The following is a 16941-nucleotide window of genomic DNA, read 5'->3' as shown; positions in this document are numbered from 1 at the left end:
GCCGTGTGCCAGCCCGACGCGATCAGCGTGCCGACGAAGCTGCGCTTGGCTGCCGCCTCGTCCACGTGGAAGGGCTGCGCGTCGAATTCGCGGGCGAAGGCCACGATCTCCTCGCGGCTGACCGCGAGGGGCGGGCTCTCGATGACCTGGCCCGGCGCGAAGTCCTCGAAGTGGATCCCGGCCATGACCCGCTCAGTTGGCGAAGCGGAAATGCAGCACGTCGCCGTCCTGCACGACGTATTCCTTGCCCTCGAGCCGGAGCTTGCCGGCGTCCCGCGCGCCGGCCTCGCCCTTCAGCGCGGTGTAATCGGCGAAGGCGATGGTCTCGGCGCGGATGAAGCCCTTCTCGAAATCCGAGTGGATCACGCCCGCCGCCGCCGGGGCCCGGGTGCCCTTCGTGATCGTCCAGGCCCGGGCCTCCTTCGGGCCCGCCGTGAAGTAGGTGATCAGGCCGAGGAGGTCGTAGCCCGCCCCGATCACCCGGTTAAGGCCGGGCTCGGCGAGGCCGACAGCCTCCAGGAACTCCGCTTGGTCGGCCTGCGGCATCACCGCGATCTCGCTCTCGATCTTGGCCGAGACGACCACGGCGACGGCGCCTTCCGCCCTGGCGCGGGCCATCACGGCGTCGGAATGGGCATTGCCCTTGTCGGCGTCGCCCTCGTCCACGTTGCAGACGTAGAGGACGGGCTTGGCCGTCATCAGGCCGAGCTGCTGGAACAGGCGCTCCTCCTCGGCCTTGCGCTCGACGAGGCGGGCCGGCTTGCCGTCGCGGAGAAGGGGCAATGTCCGGTTGACGAGGTCGAGGAACTCCTTCGCCTCCTTGTCGGAGCCCTTGGCCTTCTTCTCCAGCGCCACGACGCGCTTCTCCAGACTGTCGAGATCGGCCAGCATCAGCTCGGTCTCGATCGTCTCGATGTCGGCCGCCGGGTCGACCTTCCCCTCGACGTGGGTGACGTCGCCGTCCTCGAAGCAGCGCACCACGTGGGCGATGGCGTCGACCTCGCGGATATTGGCGAGGAACTGGTTGCCCAGCCCCTCACCCTTCGAGGCGCCGCGCACGAGCCCCGCGATATCCACGAAGGTGAGCCGCGTCGGGATGATCTCCTTCGAGCTCGCGATCCTCGCCAGCGCGTCGAGGCGCTCGTCGGGCACCCCGACCTCGCCGACATTCGGCTCGATCGTGCAGAACGGGTAGTTCGCCGCCTGCGCGGCGGCGGTCTGCGTGAGCGCGTTGAAGAGGGTCGACTTGCCGACGTTCGGCAGGCCGACGATGCCGCATTTGAAGCCCATGATCCGAGTCCGTCAGCTGAGCGCCAGGATGGCGCGGGCGTGAGTGGTGAAGGGGTTGACGACTGTCAGCGTCTCGATGACCTGCCCATCGTTCAGATCCTCGGAGACGAAATGTTCGCAGCGCCCCTGCAGGGCCGAGGCGACGGCGACAGAGTCCCACCATGCGAGGCGGTGGCGGGTCTCGATCGCTATCGCGGCGCGATGCGTCTGCAGGTCGACAGGCGCCGTGCAGGCAGGATGAAAGACCGAGAGATAGCGGCTGACCTCCATCGGCGCCGCGAAGCGGCGCCCGTGGACGAGAACTCTGTAGCACTCATTGAGGAGCTGTGGGCTTACGACGAGGCGCCCGCGCGACATCGCCTCCCGGATGAGGGCTGCGCTGCGCACCCGGCGCGCCGGATCCTGCGGGTCCATCGCATGCACGATCAGGTTCGTGTCGAAGAAGAGCCGGCCGGACATAGAGATCATCGCGTCTTGGTCGATTGTCGGCGACGCCGGGCCAGCCAGGACCGTCGAGGAACGCGTCGAGGGCAGCGAGCTGCTCGGAAATGTCGGGCGTACGCTGGTCCATCAGCACCTGGGCGACGAAGCGCGACAGGCTCAGGCCCCGCTTCGCAGCCTCGACCCGTGCCCAGGCGAACAACTCCTCGTCCAGCGTCACGGTCACGTTCTTCAACGGGAGGCTTCCGCGACCGATATCGTGTTCTCGTGTTTTCGTGTCAATTGCGGGCGCCCGGCATCTTCACGTCGCCCCAGCCGCGTCCGTCCATGGCGAGATGGACCTTGTTCTGGAAGCTCGCATCCTCGCCCGCGGCGAGGAGGGCCGCATGGTCGGCCACCGCCCGGCAGAGATCCTCCACCCAGGGCTCCTCGGCCTTGGCGAAATCGTTGAGCACGTAGGCGTGCACGAGCGCCTTGTCGCCCGGGTGCCCGATGCCGAGGCGCACGCGGCGGTAATCGTTGCCGCACTGCGCCGTGATCGAGCGCAGGCCGTTGTGGCCCGCATTGCCGCCGCCGAGCTTCACCCGGAGCTTGGCGGGCGCGAGGTCGAGCTCGTCGTGGAGCACGATCACGTCGGAGAGCGCGATCTTGTAGAATCGCTGCGCTTCCGAGACCGAACGGCCCGACTCGTTCATGAAGGTCTGAGGCTTCAGGAGCACGGCGCGGTCGGAGCCCAGCACGACCTCCGCCACCTCGCCCTGGAACTTGCGCCGGAACGGACTCGCGCGGTGCACGCGGGCGATCTCGTCGAGGGCCAGGAAGCCGATATTGTGGCGGTTTCGCGCGTAGCGCGGTCCCGGATTGCCGAGGCCGACGATCAGGCGCATCGCTCAAGACTCCGGATGTGCTGAGGCCCAGATATGCGAACGCCCCGGCCTTCCGGCCGGGGCATCCGTGAGAGGCTGAAGAACGGGCTCGCGCCCGGTGCCTCACTCTTCGGTCTTCTTCTCGCCTTCGGCCTCTTCGGCCTCGTCCTCGGCCTTCTCGTCGGCCGCCTCGGCCGACTGCGCCTCGGCGATCGCGGCCTCCTCGGCCTCGACCTCGGCGCCGAGCACCGTCGGCGGCACGATGTTGGCCACCGTGTCGGTCGCCTCGCCGGTATAGGTGACGCCCGACGGCAGCTTCACGTCGGTAATGTGGATCACGTCACCGATATCGCGGCCGCTCAGGTCGATCTCGATCGCGTCCGGAATCTGGTCGGGGGCGACATCCAGGGCAAGCGTGTGCAGCACGATGTTGAGGGTGCCGCCCCTCTGCTTGATGCCCGGGGCCTTGTCGTCGTTGAGGAAGTGCACGGGCACCTCGACGGTGACGGTCTGGCCGGCCACGACACGCAGGAAATCGACGTGCAGCGGAACGCCGGAGACGGGGTCGAGCTGGAAGTCGCGCGGGATGACGCGGGTCTTGCGGCCGCCGGTCGCGATCTCGAACACGGTGGTCTTGAAACCGCCGGCGTAGATCAGGGTGCGGGTGCGGATGAGGTCGATGGCGATGGCCTGCGGGGCCTGGCCTCCGCCGTAGATGACGGCGGGAATCTGGCCCTGGCGACGAACGGCCCGGGCGGCCCCCTTGCCGACCCGGTCGCGTGCCACGGCCTCAAGCGGCTTAACGGCGCTCATGGCGTGATCCTTTCGATGTGAAGAGGTGGAAACGGCAAAGGCCGCCCGAAACGGACGGCCCCGAACCGATCCCACGCGCCCGTGCCTCCAAGGGTGTCCGGCGGGCGCGGCGCCTCCATACAGGCTCGGGCGCCGCGATGCAAACCCGCGGGCATCGCCCGGACCGGATATCACGCTGGCGCTGTACAGCATCGATTGCACTCAACTTACAATTGATTATTGTAGAGTTGTGCGTAAATACCCTGTTGTTAAGAGCTTCTTAGTTATCACGCGTTAACAGATAAGTATGTCGTGAGAAAATCGAAAGAACAAAATCTGTTCTAATCACGCAATGTGGGGTGACGGGCCATGAAGATCGGGATTCGAACGCGGCTCTACGGTGGCTTCGGCGTTCTCATCGCACTCGGTGCGGCGCTCGGCGGGATCACCTACTCTCAGACGAGCAGCCTCATCGGCCAGCACAAGGAACTGGTTCGAATCGAATCGAACGCGCGCGATCTCCTGTCGATCAACCGCTCGGCCGATCGCCTGAACGGCCTCGCCCTCGAATTCCGGACCGCGCAGAAGGTCGAGAACATCGCGGCGATGAACGACGGGGCCGCCAACATGGCGACCATCGCCGGCAAGCTCGCGGCGGTGACGAAGTCCGACGAGCGGCGCGTCCTCTACGGCACGGTGGTGCGGACCGCGGGCGAGATGAAGGGCGAGATCGCCCGTCTCGGCGCCCTCGGCGACGCGATCCGCGCGAGCAAGGCGAAGCTGTTCACCGGTGGTGACGAGCTGACGAAGGCGACGAACGCGCTCGTCGCCGAGATCCGCGCGAGCGGCCAAGCCGACGCGGCGAGCCGCGCGGCCGCCGCCGAGAGCGCGATCCTGCTCGTCCGCGTCTCCAACTGGCGCTACCTCGCGGTGCAGGATTCGAAGGGCCCGGCCACCTTCGCGACCAATGTCGGCAAGGCGGAGGCCGCCCTCGCGGCGCTCGCCGAGGGGCTCGGCGGCAGCCCCGCCAGGGTGCTGGCCGCGACACGGGAGGCGCTCGCCGCCTACCGCGACAATTTCAAGGCGACGTCGGATGCCATGACGCAGAGCGCCGACCTGTTCCAGCAGGGTTTCGAGCCCAAACTGCAGCTCATCGCAGAGAGCGGCGCTCGGGCGCAGCGGTCCATCGAGGCATCGGTCGCCGCCATCGACGAGGAGACCGCCGCCACGACGAGCGCCTTCCAGCTCACGCTGCTCGCCCTCGTCGGCCTCGTCGTGGTGCTCGGCATCGCCTTCGCCGCCCTGATCGCGCGCGGCATCATCCGGCCGATCCGAGGCATGACCGGCGCGATGAGCCGGCTCGCGGCCGGCGATCTCCACGTCGACGTGCCCTCGCGCGACGCCATCGACGAGATGGGCGAGATGGCGAAGGCCGTCGAGGTTTTCCGCGAGAACGCCGTGATCCGAAACGAGATGGAGGCCCGGGCCGCCGCGGACCAATCGGCCCGCGAGCAGCGCCTCGCGCGGCGCGACAACCTGCTGCGGGAGTTCGAGCAGGGCGTCACCGGCTCGCTGCAGATCGTCACCTCCGCGGCGAACGAGCTCGACGCCACCGCCCATTCCATGACGGGCGTCGCGCAGGACACGAACCAGCGGGCCGTCGCCTCGAGCGCGGCCGCCGAGCAGACGTCCTCCAACGTGCAGACCGTCGCGGCCGCGACCGAGGAGATGGTGGCGTCCCTCGGCGAGATCGAGCGCAGCGTCGCCCGCTCGGCCGAGGTCGCCGGCGCCGCGCTCCGCGAGGCGGAGGCCACGAGCGGCTCCATGGACCAGCTGACGCGCGCCGCCGAGGAGATCGGCACCGCCGTCACCATGATCTCGGCGATCGCCGCTCAGACGAACCTGCTGGCGCTGAACGCCACGATCGAGGCGGCGCGGGCAGGCGAGGCAGGCCGCGGCTTCGCGGTGGTGGCGAGCGAGGTGAAGGAACTCGCGGCCCAGACCGCGCGCGCCACCGACGAGATCGCCTCGAAGATCGCCGCGATCCAGTCGGCGTCGGGCAGCGCGGCGACCGCGATCCGCCAGATCGGCCGTACCATCGTCTCGGTCAACGAGATCTCCAGCGTGATCGCCGCCACCATCGTGGAGCAGACCGCGACGACGAACGAGATCGCCCGAAACGTCGGCGAGGCCGCCCGCGGAACGCTCGACGTCTCGAACAACCTCGCCCAGGTCTCGGCTTCGGCGAGCGAGACGGGCAGCGCCGCGGCCCAGGTCCTCGGCTCGGCGCAGGACCTGTCGAACCAGTCGCTGGCCCTCAAGCAGCAGGTCGACACCTTCCTCGCCCAGATCCGCGCGGCCTGACGGGGCGCGGTGTCACGGTCTCGCCGCGGGGTGCGATCCGCCTCCCGCGGCGAAGCTTTTCCTTTCCCGGCCCTTCGGCTATGCCCCTCACGATCCTTTCCATCGCCGTCGAGGGCCCGCGATGTTTCCCAAGCCGCACGCTTCGCTGACGCCCAACACCTTCGCGTTCGAGCAACTGCCCCTCGTCAGGCCGACCGGCTTCCGCGAGTACGATGCGCGCTGGCTCTTCCCCAAAGAGATCAACCTGATGGGCGTCCAGGCGCTCGGTCTCGGCATCGGCACGCTGGTGCACGAGATGGGCGTGCGCCCCGACATCGTGACGGGGCACGATTTCCGCTCCTACTCCTCCTCGATCAAGCTCGCGCTGATCGCCGGCATGATGGCGGCCGGTCTCAGGGTGAAGGATGTCGGCCTCGCCCTCTCGCCGATGGCCTATTTCGGGCAGTTCGCCCTCGATTGCCCCTGCGTGGCGATGGTCACGGCCTCGCACAACGACAACGGCTGGACCGGCGTGAAGATGGGCGCCAACCGCCCGATGACCTTCGGCCCCGAGGAGATGGGCCGCCTGAAGGAGATCGTGCTCGGCGGCACCTACCGCTACCGGGACGGCGGCAATTACGAGTTCATCGAAGGCTTCGCCGAGACGTATCTCGCCGACCTCAGGTCCCGCGCCAAGCCGATCTCGCGCAAGCTCAAGGTGGTGGCCGCCTGCGGCAACGGCACGGCGGGCGCCTTCGCCCCGAAGCTCCTGGAGAGCCTCGGCGTCGAGGTGGTCCCCCTCGACATCGATCCGGACTACACCTTCCCGCGCTACAACCCGAACCCCGAAGACCTGGAGATGCTCCACGCCATCGCCGCCAAGGTGAAGGAGACGGGCGCCGATGTCGGCCTCGGCTTCGACGGCGACGGCGACCGCTGCGGCGTGGTCGACGACGAGGGCGAGGAGATCTTCGCCGACAAGATCGGCGTCATGCTCGCCCGCGACCTCTCGAAGCTGCATCCGGGCGCGACCTTCGTCGTCGACGTGAAGTCGACCGGGCTCTACAACACCGATCCGGAACTGCAGGCCCAGGCGGTCAAGGCCGATTACTGGAAGACCGGCCATTCCTACATCAAGCGCCGCGTGAACGAGCTCGGGGCGCTCGCCGGCTTCGAGAAGTCGGGGCACTTCTTCTTCAACGAGCCGATCGGGCGCGGCTACGACGACGGGTTGCTCACCGCCATCGCCGTGCTCGAGATGCTCGACCGCAACCCCGGCAAGTCCATGGCCGAGCTCTATCGGGCCCTGCCGAAGACCTGGGGCTCGCCGACGATGTCGCCCCATTGCGACGACGAGGTGAAGTACGGCATCGTCGAGAAGGTCACCGCGCGCTTCAAGGCGATGAAGGAGGCCGGCGAGACCGTGGCGGGTGCGAAGATCACCGACCTCGTGACGGTGAACGGCGTGCGCGTCTCCACCGAGGATGGAACCTGGGGCCTCGTGCGCGCCTCCTCCAACAAGCCCGAGCTCGTCGTGGTCGTCGAGAGCCCGGTCTCCGAGGAGCGGCTGCGCGCGATGTTCAAGGCGGTCGACGGCGTGCTGCGCGAGAACCCGGAGGTCGGGGCCTACAACCAATCCCTCTGACGGGCCTGCTCGGGCACAGGCAGAGAGGCGGCCCGCGCCGGTCATCGTGACGGCGATCCTCCGATTCAGGACCTCCCATGGCCGGTGAGACGGACGACCTGCGCCACCGCGCCGTCGCGCGAAAGACCCGCGCCCTTCGCAAGTACGAGGCGGGGGCCGAGCCGACGGGCAGCGACGGCGGCGATCCGCCGGTGGAGATGCTGTCGCCGTTCGGGCCGGTGATGGGACGCACCCGCGTCCCCGCGGCGCTCGTCGGCCGCCTCAACGAGTTCGCGGACCGGAGCGCGCGGCCGGGCGGCAGCGAGTTCCTCGTTCCCCCGGAGGTCGCCCGCGTTGGCGGCGAGGCGTCCCTGGTGGCCGTGATCGAGGATCGCCTCCGGCGCTACGTGCTCGCGGCGGAGGGCGTCGCGGCGAGGCGCGTCGTGATCGACCAGATCTGGATCGTGAGCCAGGTCGCCGGAACGCCGAGCCCGGTTCATTTCCACTCCGGCGACCTCTCCGGCGTGCTCTATCTCCGCTCCCCGGAGCCCCCGGCGGAAGAGGAGTTGCGGAAGACCTATATCTCCGGGCGCCAAGCCGGCCACCTGAACTTCCTCACGGGCGGGAAGCAGCGCTTCGCGCGCACGCTCCTCAGCGTGCCGCCGGAGGTCGGGGTCCTGTGGACGTTCCCGGCTTGGCTGCTGCACGGGGTCGAGCCCTTCCGGGGGCCGGGCGAGCGGCGCTCGCTGTCCTTCAACGCACGCGCCGACGTCGACGACTGATCCCGGCCGGCACATCGGAGCGCTGGCCAAGCGGCTCTCAGGTCGGTGCCTTCGTGGGGCAGGGATCGCCGCTCGGGAGCACGATCTCCTCGTCCGTCCGCTGCGGCCACGCGATGGTTTCCTGCAGGGTGCTCGACAGCTGCACGCCCGTGAACTGGAAGAGCCTCGAACCGAGCATCGGCGTGAAGGTCCCCGTCACCTCGGCGAGGATGTAGCGGTTGTAGAGGGCGGCGTTGACGCTCGTCGTCTTCTCCTTGAAGGTCTCCGGGAAGGTGCTGCCGTGGCGCGCCTCGGCCTGGATGTCCGATTTGACGCTGCGCTTGTTGCTGCCCCTGTTCCCGGCCGACGAGCAGACGACGGCCCGGTAGGTGTTGCCCGTCTTGTAGACGCCGATGGCGCTGATCCGCGCGTCGATGGCGGCGCTGTCGTAGGGGCGGGCCACCAGGTTCGCCGCCTCGAAGATCGGCGTCATGTCGGGCGGCGTGCCGCGCCCCGTCAGGTCCGCGATGGTGCGGGCGTATTGGGCGAGGCCGCGCTTGGCCTGGATGCCGCGGCCGAGCTCGGCGAGCCCCAGATAGACCCCGAGCATCACCGGGAGGAGCAGCGCGAACTCGACGGCCGTGCCGCCCCGTTCCGCGCGGGCGAACGAGGCGCAGGGGAAGGCCGGCCGCGCGGCCCGGGCGCGATGGACACTCACCGTCCGGGCTCCGGGATGGGGCGTGGGGCCTGCATCGGATGAGCGCTCCTCACGAGCACGGATTCGTGTTCAGCGGCTCGACCCGGAAGGCCGCCGCCGCCTGAACGACGCGGCGGCCGTTCTCCAGAAGGGAGGCGGGTGCGTAGAGCTGCGAGAGGAACACCGGGTACTCGACGGCCGCCTGGACCACGATGATCTCGTTGCCGTGGCCGCAGGCATACTGGCTGCCGAAGGACGAATTCCAGACGAGCTTGCCCTTGACCGGGTCGTAGACGGTCGGGCTCGTGACGGCGCTCGCGAAGCTCGAGACGGCGAGAACGTTGAGCTTCACCGCGCTGCAGTCGAACAGGCTCGGCAGCGCCTTCCCGTTCGCTTGGCACAGGGCCGTGCGCAGGTTCTTGAGGATCGTGGTCGCGTCCGCATTCTTGTTGCCCGCGCTGCCCTGGAACTCGCCGGTGTAGATCAGGCGGCTCGCCGAGGTGAGCTGGGCGTTCAGGTTCTGGGTCACCAGCATGGTGAGCCCGATCTCGAAGATGGCGAACAGAAGCGCCAGGAACGGGGGGGCGATGAAGGCGAACTCGACCGCCGACGCGCCCTCGCACGCCGCGCCGAAGGTGGTGGTCAGCCGCGCGAGGCGGGTGAGCGGCCGATAGCGACCGCGGGGCGGGGCGGCAGGTTGCGTCATGGCTCGATCCGGGTCGCACGGGGGCGCAACCGATCAGGTTTGATCGAACCTACCGATCAAGGATTGCCGAAGCGTTGCGGAATTCAGTCAGTGCGTGTGGACAGCCCGGCGCGGGCGCGACGGTCAGCGCTCGCTCGCACCGGTGGCCAGCTTGCGACGGTTCTCCGCCTGCTGGCTGACGTCGCCGAAGTACTTCGCGGAATCGCCGAGCTGCACCGAGGGCTGGCAGGCCGGCGTGCAGGAATAGGATTCCCGCTCCAGCCCCCGCTGCACGGTGATCACCGCGGCCTGCGGTGCCTCGACGCGGATCTGCGACTCGGCGATCATCGCGCCGGCGGCGTCGAGGGCGATGAGGTTCGTCGTGCCGAAGCTCTTGCCCGTGAGCACGAGGACGCCGTTCTTCTGCAGGGTGATGTCGGCGATGATCGGGTTGCCGACCACCACGGTCTGCGTGCGCTCCGGGAGCCGCATCACCTTGGCATTGTCGACCACGACCGTGACGACGCCGATGTCGGTCTCGGCCCGCGCCGTCGCCGCGAGGGCGAGGAGCGACAGCGCGACGGTGCCGCGGATCGCGGTCCGTCTCGAAGGAAGGCTGGCTCGGCTGCGCATCGGACGGTGACTCGGGACGCTCGCGCTACGTCGGCGGGCGGCACCGGGGAGCCGGTGTCGGGGGAGATCGCCGTACCCGCCGAAGAGACACCGGATTGGTGAAGGAACCGCTAAGAGGCTCGCCCCACGCATCCTTCCGCCGGTATGGTGGGCACCGCGATGTCACATCGCCGGCGAGGCGGCGAATTCAAGGTTCGCCAAACAATCCCAGGTTGCTCATCTGCCGAACACAGTAATGAGAATGTCGTTCCCGGGAGTGACGATTTCTTCACCACGATCGAAAGCCCGGACCGGGCTCGCGGTTTGTGCGTCGGATTTAACGCAATCGCAAGGCGTATCGCCGAAGCTCCGTCCTGCCGCCGATCGAGAGAAGAGATCTTCGACGGCTCACCGATCAGTCGTTGAATCTGAGGATCACTGACATGAAGAACGTCTTCAATCGCTTCGCCGCCGACGAGTCGGGCGCCACCGCGATCGAGTACGGCATGATCGCCGCCCTCATCGCCGTGGTCATCATCGGCACGCTGAAGATCATCGGCACCAAGCTCAACACCGCCTTCAACACGATCTCGACCCAGCTCGGCAACTGATCGAGCCTCCCCGAGCATCGGCCGGAAGCGGCGGGACGCGACGCGCCCGCCGTTTCCGGCCGCCCGCATCTTGCGGAGCCCGCGGCCGACACGGCCCCGAGCCCTGACGCCACACGAACCCGGGTTCGACGACATGGCAACCCTCCTGGCCACGCCGGCACTCCTCGTCGTCTTTCCGTTCTTCATGGCCTATGCCGCGGCCAACGACCTCCTGACCATGCTGATCCCGAACCGGATCTCGCTCGGTCTCGTGGCGGCCTTCGCTCTCGTCGCCGCGACCGGCCTCCTGAGCTGGTCGGAACTCGGCCTGCACCTCGGCGCGGGCCTCCTCGTGCTGGCGATCACCTTCACGCTCTTCGCGCTGGGCAAGATCGGCGGAGGCGACGCCAAGCTCGCGGCCGCGACCGCCCTCTGGCTCGGCTTCGACCAGCTCATCGACTACGCCCTCGTGGCGGCCCTGGCCGGTGGGGCGCTGACCCTCGCCCTCCTGTTCGCGCGCTCGCACCCCCTGCCCCGTCCGGTGGCCCGCCTGCCCTTCGCGCTGCATCTCCACGACGCGAAGACGGGCATCCCCTACGGCATCGCCCTGGCCTTCGCCGCCCTGATCGTGCTGCCCGACACCCTGCTCTGGACCCGGGCGCTCGCCGGCTGAGCCGCGGTACGCCTGTGCCGATTCCAGTCCCGGCGTTCCATCTCGCCGGTCACATCTCCTTAACCGTAATTTGACGATTTTCCCGCAAATCTGACCGGGCAGACGGCGCCTCCGCCGTCGGATTGTTCCGGCCCGACGATGAAACCAGCCCGTCTCGCCGTCCTCGCCATCGCCCTCGTCGCGGGCGGCGGGGCCGCGTTCCTGATGAGCGGGGACGAGCCGCCTCCGGCGCCCGTCGCCCAGGCCGAGCCGCCCCCGCCTCCCGTGCCGGTCGCCGAGGTCCTCGTGGCGGCCGCCGAACTGCCCCTCGGCCAGACCCTGCAGCCCGCGGATCTGCGCTGGCAGAAATGGCCTCAGGACGCGGTCGCCACCGGCTACATCACCCGCAGCGCCTCGCCCAAGGGGATCGAGGAGACGGCGGGCTCGGTGCTGCGCGGCGGCTTCCTGCCCGGCGAGCCGATCCGCCAGCAGAAGCTCGCCCGGGCCGGCAGCGGATTCATGTCCTCGATCCTTCCGGCCGGCATGCGGGCGGTGGCGATCGTCACCGACACGCGCGGCGCGAACTCGGCGGGCGGCTTCATCCTGCCCAACGACCACGTCGATGTGATCCGCACCTCCCGCGACGAGGAATCCTCCCGCGCGGGCGGCGGCGAGGTCCAGCGCGCCGAGATCATCCTGCGGGACGTGCGCGTGCTCGCCGTCGGGCAGCTTATCCAAGAGAAGAACGGCGCGAACGTCGTCACGGGCGAGACCGCGACGCTCGCGCTGACCCCGGCGCAATCCGAGGCGATCACGCTGGCGCAGAAGGTCGGCACCCTCTCGCTCGCCCTGCGCAGTCTCGCCGATTCCGGGCGCGGGCCCGAACCGGAAGAGAAACCGCAGGCCGATGCCGGGCTCACGATCGTGCGCTTCGGCGTCTCCCGGCAGCAGGGCCGGTGACCATGTACGGGCGGCTCGGCCGAACAGAGGCTTCAGCGATGATACCGACCAGAGGCTTTCGGGCGGCCCTCGTCCTGCTCGGGCTGCTCGCCGGACCCGGCGCCTGGGCGCAGGGGCGGGGCGAGCCCGCTCTCGGAGCCGCCCCCGTCCTGACGGTGGGACCGGCCGAGGCGTCCGCCTCCCGCAAGCTCGAGCTGACGGCCGGGCGCTCGATGATCGTGGATCTGCCGCGCGACGCCAAGGAGGTGTTCGTCGCCAATCCCAAGGTCGCGAACGCCGTGGTGCGCTCGACGCGCAAGGTCTTCGTGATCGGGATGGAGAACGGAACCACCTCGATCTTCATCCTCGACGCGGCGGGCGCCCAGATCGCCGCCCTCGACGTCACGGTCGCGCGGGACCTCAACCTCAGCATCCTGCGCCAGACCCTCGTCCAGAGCATCCCGGGCGGCCGGTTCGACATCCGCTCGAACGGCGACTCGGTGCTCCTGTCGGGCACGGTCGGCTCGGCTGCCGAGGCGGCGCAGGCGATCGACATCGCCAACGCCTTCGTCGGCGTGGCCGGCACCGGCGCCGGCACGAGCCGCGGCACGGTCATCAACAACCTGACGATCCGCAACAAGGATCAGGTGATGCTGCGCGTGACCGTGGTCGAGGTCGCCCGCACGGTACTCAAGCAGTTCGGCATCAACCTCAACGGCTCCTGGTCGAACCTCAACTTCATCAACGCGACCCCCCTCTCCCTCTCGGGCGGCCAGTTCCCGACGGGCAACCTCGCCTCGGCGACGGTCACCGGCAGCGGCGGCGCCAGTCTCACGGCGACGCTGCGCGCCTTCGAGCAGGCCGGCGTGTCCCGGGTGCTCGCCGAGCCGACGCTGACCGCGATCTCCGGCGAGGCCGCGAAGTTCACGGCCGGCGGCGAGATTCCGGTTCCGTCGAGCCAGAGCTGCACGCCGAGCACCATCGTCGGCGGCCAGCCCACCTGCGTCGTCGGCATCGCGTTCAAGAAGTACGGCGTCAGCCTCAACTTCACGCCGGTGGTGCTCGCGGAGAACCGCATCTCGATCCGGGTCGGGACCGAGGTCAGCGAGATCGACCCGCAGAATTCCTACACCTTCACGAGCGGCAACTCGACCACGGCCGTGCCGGGCCTCACCGTCCGCAACTCCGAGACCACGGTCGAGCTCGCCTCCGGCGCCACCATGATGACCGCCGGCCTGATCCAGCAGAGGAACAAGGCGGCGATCAGCGGCCTGCCGGGCCTCATCAACCTGCCGATCCTCGGCGCCCTGTTCCGCTCCCGCGACTACCAGCGCCAGGAGACGGAGCTGATGATCATGGTCACTCCCTACATCGCCAAGGCGATGGAGCCCCGCCAAGTGACGCGTCCCGACGACGGCTTCGTCGATGCGCAGGACGGGCAGGCGGTCCTGCTCGGACGGATCAACCGCCTCTACGGCGTCGCGGGCGCCGCGCCGCTCGGATCCACTTATCGCGGCCGCGTCGGCTTCATCACCGACTGAGCGCCCGCTCCCCGAACGCACGCGGCCCCGGCCGACCACAGGACTCGCGCGAACCGATGACGCTGCCCGCCCTCCCCCGCCCGCCTGCCGCCCTCGCCGCGGTGGTGGCCCTCGCCGCCCTCCTCGGCGCCTGCCGTGCCGAGCGCGTCGCGACGACCGGCTCCCTCGCGCCGGTCGATTACCGGGCCCGCCACCCGATCGCCCTGGTCGACGGGACGCGCAGCCTCGACGTCTTCCCGACGGGATCCGGCCACCTCGATCCGCGCCAGGCGGCCGATATCGACGCCTTCCTCCTGGAATTCCGCCGCTACGGCCGCGGCCGCCTCGTGGTCGACATGCCCCGCGGCCTGTCGCCCGCGGCCGGCGCGGCGGCCGAGCGCACGGCGGCGGCGATCCGCCGCCTCGGGGCCGAGGGCGGCGTCGCGCCCGAGGCCTACGCGTTTGCGGGATACCCGGTGGCGGCCCCCCGCCTCGCCGCGCCGATCCGCCTCAGCTTCCAGCGCATGGAGGCGAAGGTGACGAGCCAGTGCGGGCTGTGGCCCCGCGATCTCGGCGTCTCCGACCCCGCCTTCAACCTGAGCAACGAGCCGACCTGGAACCTCGGCTGCGCGACGCAGTCGAACGTCGCCTCCCAGGTGGCCGACCCCGTCGATCTCGTTCGCGGCCGGCCCGAGGGCCGGATCGACACGGTGCGCCGCGTCAAAGGCATCACCGACCTGCGCGACAGCAAGGATCCGTCAACCACATGGCGGCAGGATGGTCAGGCCAGCGTGAAGTCGCAGGTCGGCAACTGAGATCTTCCCGCGACGCGGACGCCGCGCGGGGCGGTCACCGACCGCCGAGCGACGGCTCGATGCCGGCCTCGGCCGGAACGCCCGCACCACCAGGAACCCCGAGCCGGAACCCCGCCATGTCGGACCACCCCGAGACGCCAGAGCGCATCATCGCCCCGGTGCCGCGGATCACGCTCCAGGCCTTCTGCGAGACGGCCGAGACAGCCGCCCTCATCGAGAGCGTCGGATCCGATCGGCGCATGCAGAAGGCTCATGTGAAGGTGCAGATGGGCGGCGGCGCGGCCGCCGTCGAAGCCTATCGGCAGGCGCCGACGCCGAACGTCATCCTGATCGAGACCCAAGGGGCGAAGTCGAAGCCCCTGGAATGCCTCGACGCGCTGGCCGAGGTCTGCGACCCCGGCACCAAGGTGCTCATCGTCGGCCACGTCAACGACGTTCAGCTCTACCGCCAGTTCATCCAGCGCGGCGTCAGCGACTACCTGATGGCGCCCGTCGACCCGCTCGCGCTGATCGCCGCGGTCTCGGACCTGTTCACGGCCCCGGGCGTGAAGCCGGTCGGCCGCACGATCGCCGTCTACGGTGCCAAGGGGGGCATCGGTGCCTCGACGGTCGCCCATAATCTCGCCTGGTCGATCGCCCGCGGCCAGGACACCCCGACCGTGATCGCCGATCTCGACATCGCGCACGGCACGGCGAGCCTCAACTTCAACCAGGACCCGCCCCAGGGCATCGCCGAGGCCGTGTTCGCGCCCGAGCGCCTGGACGCCGCCCTCGTCGAGCGCCTGCTCTCGAAATGCAGCGACAATCTCTCCCTGCTCTCGGCCCCGGCGAGCCTCGACCGGACGATCGACCTCGCCGAGACGGCCTTCGACGGGCTGATCGACCACCTGCGCGCGGCGGTGCCCTGCATCGTCCTCGACGTGCCCCACATCTGGTCGGCCTGGTCGCGCCGGGTTCTCGTCGCCGCCGACGAGATCCTGATCGTGGCCGGCCCAGACCTCGCCTCGCTGCGCAACGCCAAGAACCTCGCGGCGAGCCTGCAGCATGGTCGCCCGAACGACCGCGGCCCGCGCATCGTCCTCAACGGCGTGAACATGCCCAAGCGCCCCGAGATCGGGGCGGCGGAGTTCGCCAAGGCGCTGGAGATGCCGCTCTTCGCCAGCATACCCTTCGAGCCTGCCCTGTTCGGCGCGGCCGCCAACAACGGCCAGATGATCGCCGAGGTGCAGCCGGGATCGAAGACCGCCGAGACCTTCGCCAGCCTCGCCGCGACGATCCTCGGTCGGCCCGAGATCCGCCGCGGGCGCGCCACCCTGCTCGATCCCTTGCTCGAGCCGATCCGCGCCAAGCTCGCGCGGCGGAAAGCGTCCTGAGGGCCGCCGGGTGAGCCAGAGAGCCGCGAGAGACGGGGACACGCCCCATGTTCGGTAGACGGCAGAGTGCCGCTGCGGCGCCCGCGGTCGCGGCGCCCGCGTCCAAGGCGCCCGCCCTGCAGGTGCCCGAGCCGGCCGCGCCCCGGCGCCCCGAGCCCGTCGCCGCACCCCCTGCCGAGCAGGTGCGCTCCGAGGATTACTACCGCACGAAGAGCATGATCTTCGGCGCGCTGATCGAGGCGATCGACCTCGCGCAGCTCGCCCGCCTGGACACCGAGACCGCGCGCGAGGAGATCCGCGACATCGTCTCGGAGATCATCGGGCTCAAGAACATCGTCCTGTCGATCGCCGAGCAGGAGGAACTGCTCGACGACATCTGCAACGACGTCCTCGGCTACGGGCCGCTGGAGCCGCTGCTCGCCCGCGACGACATCGCCGACATCATGGTCAACGGCGCGAACCGGACCTTCATCGAGGTGAGCGGCAAGATCCAGCACACGAATGTCCGCTTCCGCGACAACCAGCAATTGATGAACATCTGCCAGCGCATCGTGAGCCAGGTCGGCCGGCGCGTGGACGAGGCCTCGCCCATCTGCGACGCGCGCCTGCCCGACGGCTCGCGCGTCAACGTGATCGCGCCACCGCTCGCCATCGACGGCCCTGCGCTCACGATCCGAAAGTTCAAGAAGGACAAGCTGACCCTCGATCAGCTCGTGCGCTTCGGCGCGATCTCCCCCGAGGGGGCGGAGATCCTGAAGATCATCGGCAAGGTGCGCTGCAACATCGTGATCTCGGGCGGCACCGGCTCGGGCAAGACGACGCTGCTGAACTGCCTCACCGCCTTCATCGAGCACGACGAGCGCGTGATCACCTGCGAGGACGCCGCGGAGCTGCAGCTGCAGCAGCCCCACGTGGTCCGCCTCGAGACCCGCCCCCCGAAC

At 69.4% G+C, this 16941-nt stretch carries 18 protein-coding genes; 10 read left to right on the top strand and 8 right to left on the bottom strand.

Annotation, left to right across the window (positions count from 1 at the left end):
- From E1J50_RS22035 to E1J50_RS22015, 5 genes are all read right to left on the bottom strand, one after another.
- A partial coding sequence (locus E1J50_RS22035; RefSeq protein WP_281024588.1) for a MaoC/PaaZ C-terminal domain-containing protein occupies window positions 1–185 on the bottom strand: 185 nt, incomplete at its 3' end.
- A gap of 7 nt (window positions 186–192) precedes the next feature.
- On the bottom strand, window positions 193–1290 hold the full coding sequence (ychF, locus tag E1J50_RS22030) for a redox-regulated ATPase YchF (protein WP_132255922.1): 1098 nt from the start codon (window positions 1288–1290) through the stop codon (window positions 193–195).
- A gap of 12 nt (window positions 1291–1302) precedes the next feature.
- The gene (locus tag E1J50_RS22025; protein WP_165937946.1) at window positions 1303–1749 is read right to left on the bottom strand and encodes a PIN domain-containing protein; all 447 of its coding nucleotides are present in this window, start codon (window positions 1747–1749) and stop codon (window positions 1303–1305) included.
- Window positions 1750–2009: 260 nt separating this feature from the next.
- Window positions 2010–2618 (bottom strand): aminoacyl-tRNA hydrolase, encoded by a 609-nt coding sequence (gene pth, locus E1J50_RS22020; protein WP_132255920.1) that lies wholly within the window; start codon window positions 2616–2618, stop codon window positions 2010–2012.
- 102 nt (window positions 2619–2720) lie between these two features.
- Window positions 2721–3410, bottom strand: a complete 690-nt coding sequence (locus E1J50_RS22015; RefSeq protein WP_132255923.1) for a 50S ribosomal protein L25/general stress protein Ctc — start codon at window positions 3408–3410, stop codon at window positions 2721–2723.
- A 348-nt stretch (window positions 3411–3758) separates the two neighbouring features.
- Here E1J50_RS22015 and E1J50_RS22010 point away from each other — a divergent pair, with 348 nt between their 5' ends.
- The 3 genes from E1J50_RS22010 (at window position 3759) to E1J50_RS22000 (ending at window position 8138) form a co-directional block, all read left to right on the top strand.
- A complete protein-coding gene (locus E1J50_RS22010; RefSeq protein WP_132255919.1) occupies window positions 3759–5753 on the top strand; it encodes a methyl-accepting chemotaxis protein in 1995 nt (664 codons plus the stop codon).
- A 121-nt stretch (window positions 5754–5874) separates the two neighbouring features.
- Complete coding sequence (locus E1J50_RS22005) at window positions 5875–7377, top strand: phosphomannomutase/phosphoglucomutase (protein WP_132255918.1); 1503 nt, start codon at window positions 5875–5877, stop codon at window positions 7375–7377.
- 77 nt (window positions 7378–7454) lie between these two features.
- Window positions 7455–8138, top strand: a complete 684-nt coding sequence (locus E1J50_RS22000; protein WP_132255917.1) for a putative 2OG-Fe(II) oxygenase — start codon at window positions 7455–7457, stop codon at window positions 8136–8138.
- A 37-nt stretch (window positions 8139–8175) separates the two neighbouring features.
- Here E1J50_RS22000 and E1J50_RS21995 read toward each other — a convergent pair whose 3' ends face one another.
- The 3 genes from E1J50_RS21995 to E1J50_RS21985 all read right to left on the bottom strand — a co-directional run bounded on the left by E1J50_RS21995 (window position 8176) and on the right by E1J50_RS21985 (window position 10132).
- On the bottom strand, window positions 8176–8835 hold the full coding sequence (locus E1J50_RS21995) for a TadE/TadG family type IV pilus assembly protein (RefSeq protein ID WP_132255916.1): 660 nt from the start codon (window positions 8833–8835) through the stop codon (window positions 8176–8178).
- A gap of 49 nt (window positions 8836–8884) precedes the next feature.
- Window positions 8885–9520: a TadE/TadG family type IV pilus assembly protein gene (locus E1J50_RS21990; RefSeq protein ID WP_132255915.1), complete on the bottom strand. Its 636-nt coding sequence runs from the start codon at window positions 9518–9520 to the stop codon at window positions 8885–8887.
- A 123-nt stretch (window positions 9521–9643) separates the two neighbouring features.
- Window positions 9644–10132 carry a pilus assembly protein N-terminal domain-containing protein gene (locus tag E1J50_RS21985; RefSeq protein WP_132255914.1) on the bottom strand — a complete coding sequence of 163 codons (489 nt, stop codon included), beginning with the start codon at window positions 10130–10132 and terminating at the stop codon, window positions 9644–9646.
- Between the two features lie 422 nt (window positions 10133–10554).
- On the opposite strand from E1J50_RS21985, the gene E1J50_RS21980 reads away from it, so the two are divergent.
- From E1J50_RS21980 to E1J50_RS21950, 7 genes are all read left to right on the top strand, one after another.
- Window positions 10555–10722: a Flp family type IVb pilin gene (locus E1J50_RS21980; RefSeq protein WP_132255913.1), complete on the top strand. Its 168-nt coding sequence runs from the start codon at window positions 10555–10557 to the stop codon at window positions 10720–10722.
- A 133-nt stretch (window positions 10723–10855) separates the two neighbouring features.
- Window positions 10856–11374, top strand: a complete 519-nt coding sequence (locus E1J50_RS21975; protein ID WP_132255912.1) for an A24 family peptidase — start codon at window positions 10856–10858, stop codon at window positions 11372–11374.
- Window positions 11375–11512: 138 nt separating this feature from the next.
- Entirely contained in the window at window positions 11513–12313 is an 801-nt protein-coding gene (gene cpaB, locus E1J50_RS21970) for a Flp pilus assembly protein CpaB (protein WP_132255911.1), read from the top strand.
- 38 nt (window positions 12314–12351) lie between these two features.
- Window positions 12352–13833, top strand: a complete 1482-nt coding sequence (locus E1J50_RS21965) for a type II and III secretion system protein family protein (RefSeq protein WP_132255910.1) — start codon at window positions 12352–12354, stop codon at window positions 13831–13833.
- Window positions 13834–13889: 56 nt separating this feature from the next.
- Window positions 13890–14627: a CpaD family pilus assembly protein gene (locus E1J50_RS21960; RefSeq protein ID WP_132255909.1), complete on the top strand. Its 738-nt coding sequence runs from the start codon at window positions 13890–13892 to the stop codon at window positions 14625–14627.
- Between the two features lie 116 nt (window positions 14628–14743).
- Window positions 14744–16000: a CpaE/TadZ family protein gene (locus E1J50_RS21955; protein WP_132255908.1), complete on the top strand. Its 1257-nt coding sequence runs from the start codon at window positions 14744–14746 to the stop codon at window positions 15998–16000.
- Between the two features lie 47 nt (window positions 16001–16047).
- Window positions 16048–16941 (top strand): TadA family conjugal transfer-associated ATPase (locus E1J50_RS21950; protein WP_132255907.1); only part of this gene is annotated, 894 nt, incomplete at its 3' end.

Source organism: Methylobacterium segetis, from assembly GCF_004348265.1.
In the GTDB taxonomy this organism is placed as follows: domain Bacteria; phylum Pseudomonadota; class Alphaproteobacteria; order Rhizobiales; family Beijerinckiaceae; genus Methylobacterium; species Methylobacterium segetis.
This window is presented reverse-complemented; position numbering and strand designations above follow the sequence as displayed.

Coding starts and splice junctions, on each gene's coding strand:
- ychF (WP_132255922.1), bottom strand. CDS start 1,290: ATGGGCTTCAAATGCGGCATCGTCGGCCTGCCGAACGTCGGCAAGTCG.
- E1J50_RS21985 (WP_132255914.1), bottom strand. CDS start 10,132: ATGCGCAGCCGAGCCAGCCTTCCTTCGAGACGGACCGCGATCCGCGGC.
- E1J50_RS21960 (WP_132255909.1), top strand. CDS start 13,890: ATGACGCTGCCCGCCCTCCCCCGCCCGCCTGCCGCCCTCGCCGCGGTG.
- pth (WP_132255920.1), bottom strand. CDS start 2,618: ATGCGCCTGATCGTCGGCCTCGGCAATCCGGGACCGCGCTACGCGCGA.
- cpaB (WP_132255911.1), top strand. CDS start 11,513: ATGAAACCAGCCCGTCTCGCCGTCCTCGCCATCGCCCTCGTCGCGGGC.
- E1J50_RS21975 (WP_132255912.1), top strand. CDS start 10,856: ATGGCAACCCTCCTGGCCACGCCGGCACTCCTCGTCGTCTTTCCGTTC.
- E1J50_RS22010 (WP_132255919.1), top strand. CDS start 3,759: ATGAAGATCGGGATTCGAACGCGGCTCTACGGTGGCTTCGGCGTTCTC.
- E1J50_RS21980 (WP_132255913.1), top strand. CDS start 10,555: ATGAAGAACGTCTTCAATCGCTTCGCCGCCGACGAGTCGGGCGCCACC.
- E1J50_RS21990 (WP_132255915.1), bottom strand. CDS start 9,520: ATGACGCAACCTGCCGCCCCGCCCCGCGGTCGCTATCGGCCGCTCACC.
- E1J50_RS21965 (WP_132255910.1), top strand. CDS start 12,352: ATGATACCGACCAGAGGCTTTCGGGCGGCCCTCGTCCTGCTCGGGCTG.
- E1J50_RS22005 (WP_132255918.1), top strand. CDS start 5,875: ATGTTTCCCAAGCCGCACGCTTCGCTGACGCCCAACACCTTCGCGTTC.
- E1J50_RS22025 (WP_165937946.1), bottom strand. CDS start 1,749: ATGTCCGGCCGGCTCTTCTTCGACACGAACCTGATCGTGCATGCGATG.
- E1J50_RS21955 (WP_132255908.1), top strand. CDS start 14,744: ATGTCGGACCACCCCGAGACGCCAGAGCGCATCATCGCCCCGGTGCCG.
- E1J50_RS22015 (WP_132255923.1), bottom strand. CDS start 3,410: ATGAGCGCCGTTAAGCCGCTTGAGGCCGTGGCACGCGACCGGGTCGGC.
- E1J50_RS22000 (WP_132255917.1), top strand. CDS start 7,455: ATGGCCGGTGAGACGGACGACCTGCGCCACCGCGCCGTCGCGCGAAAG.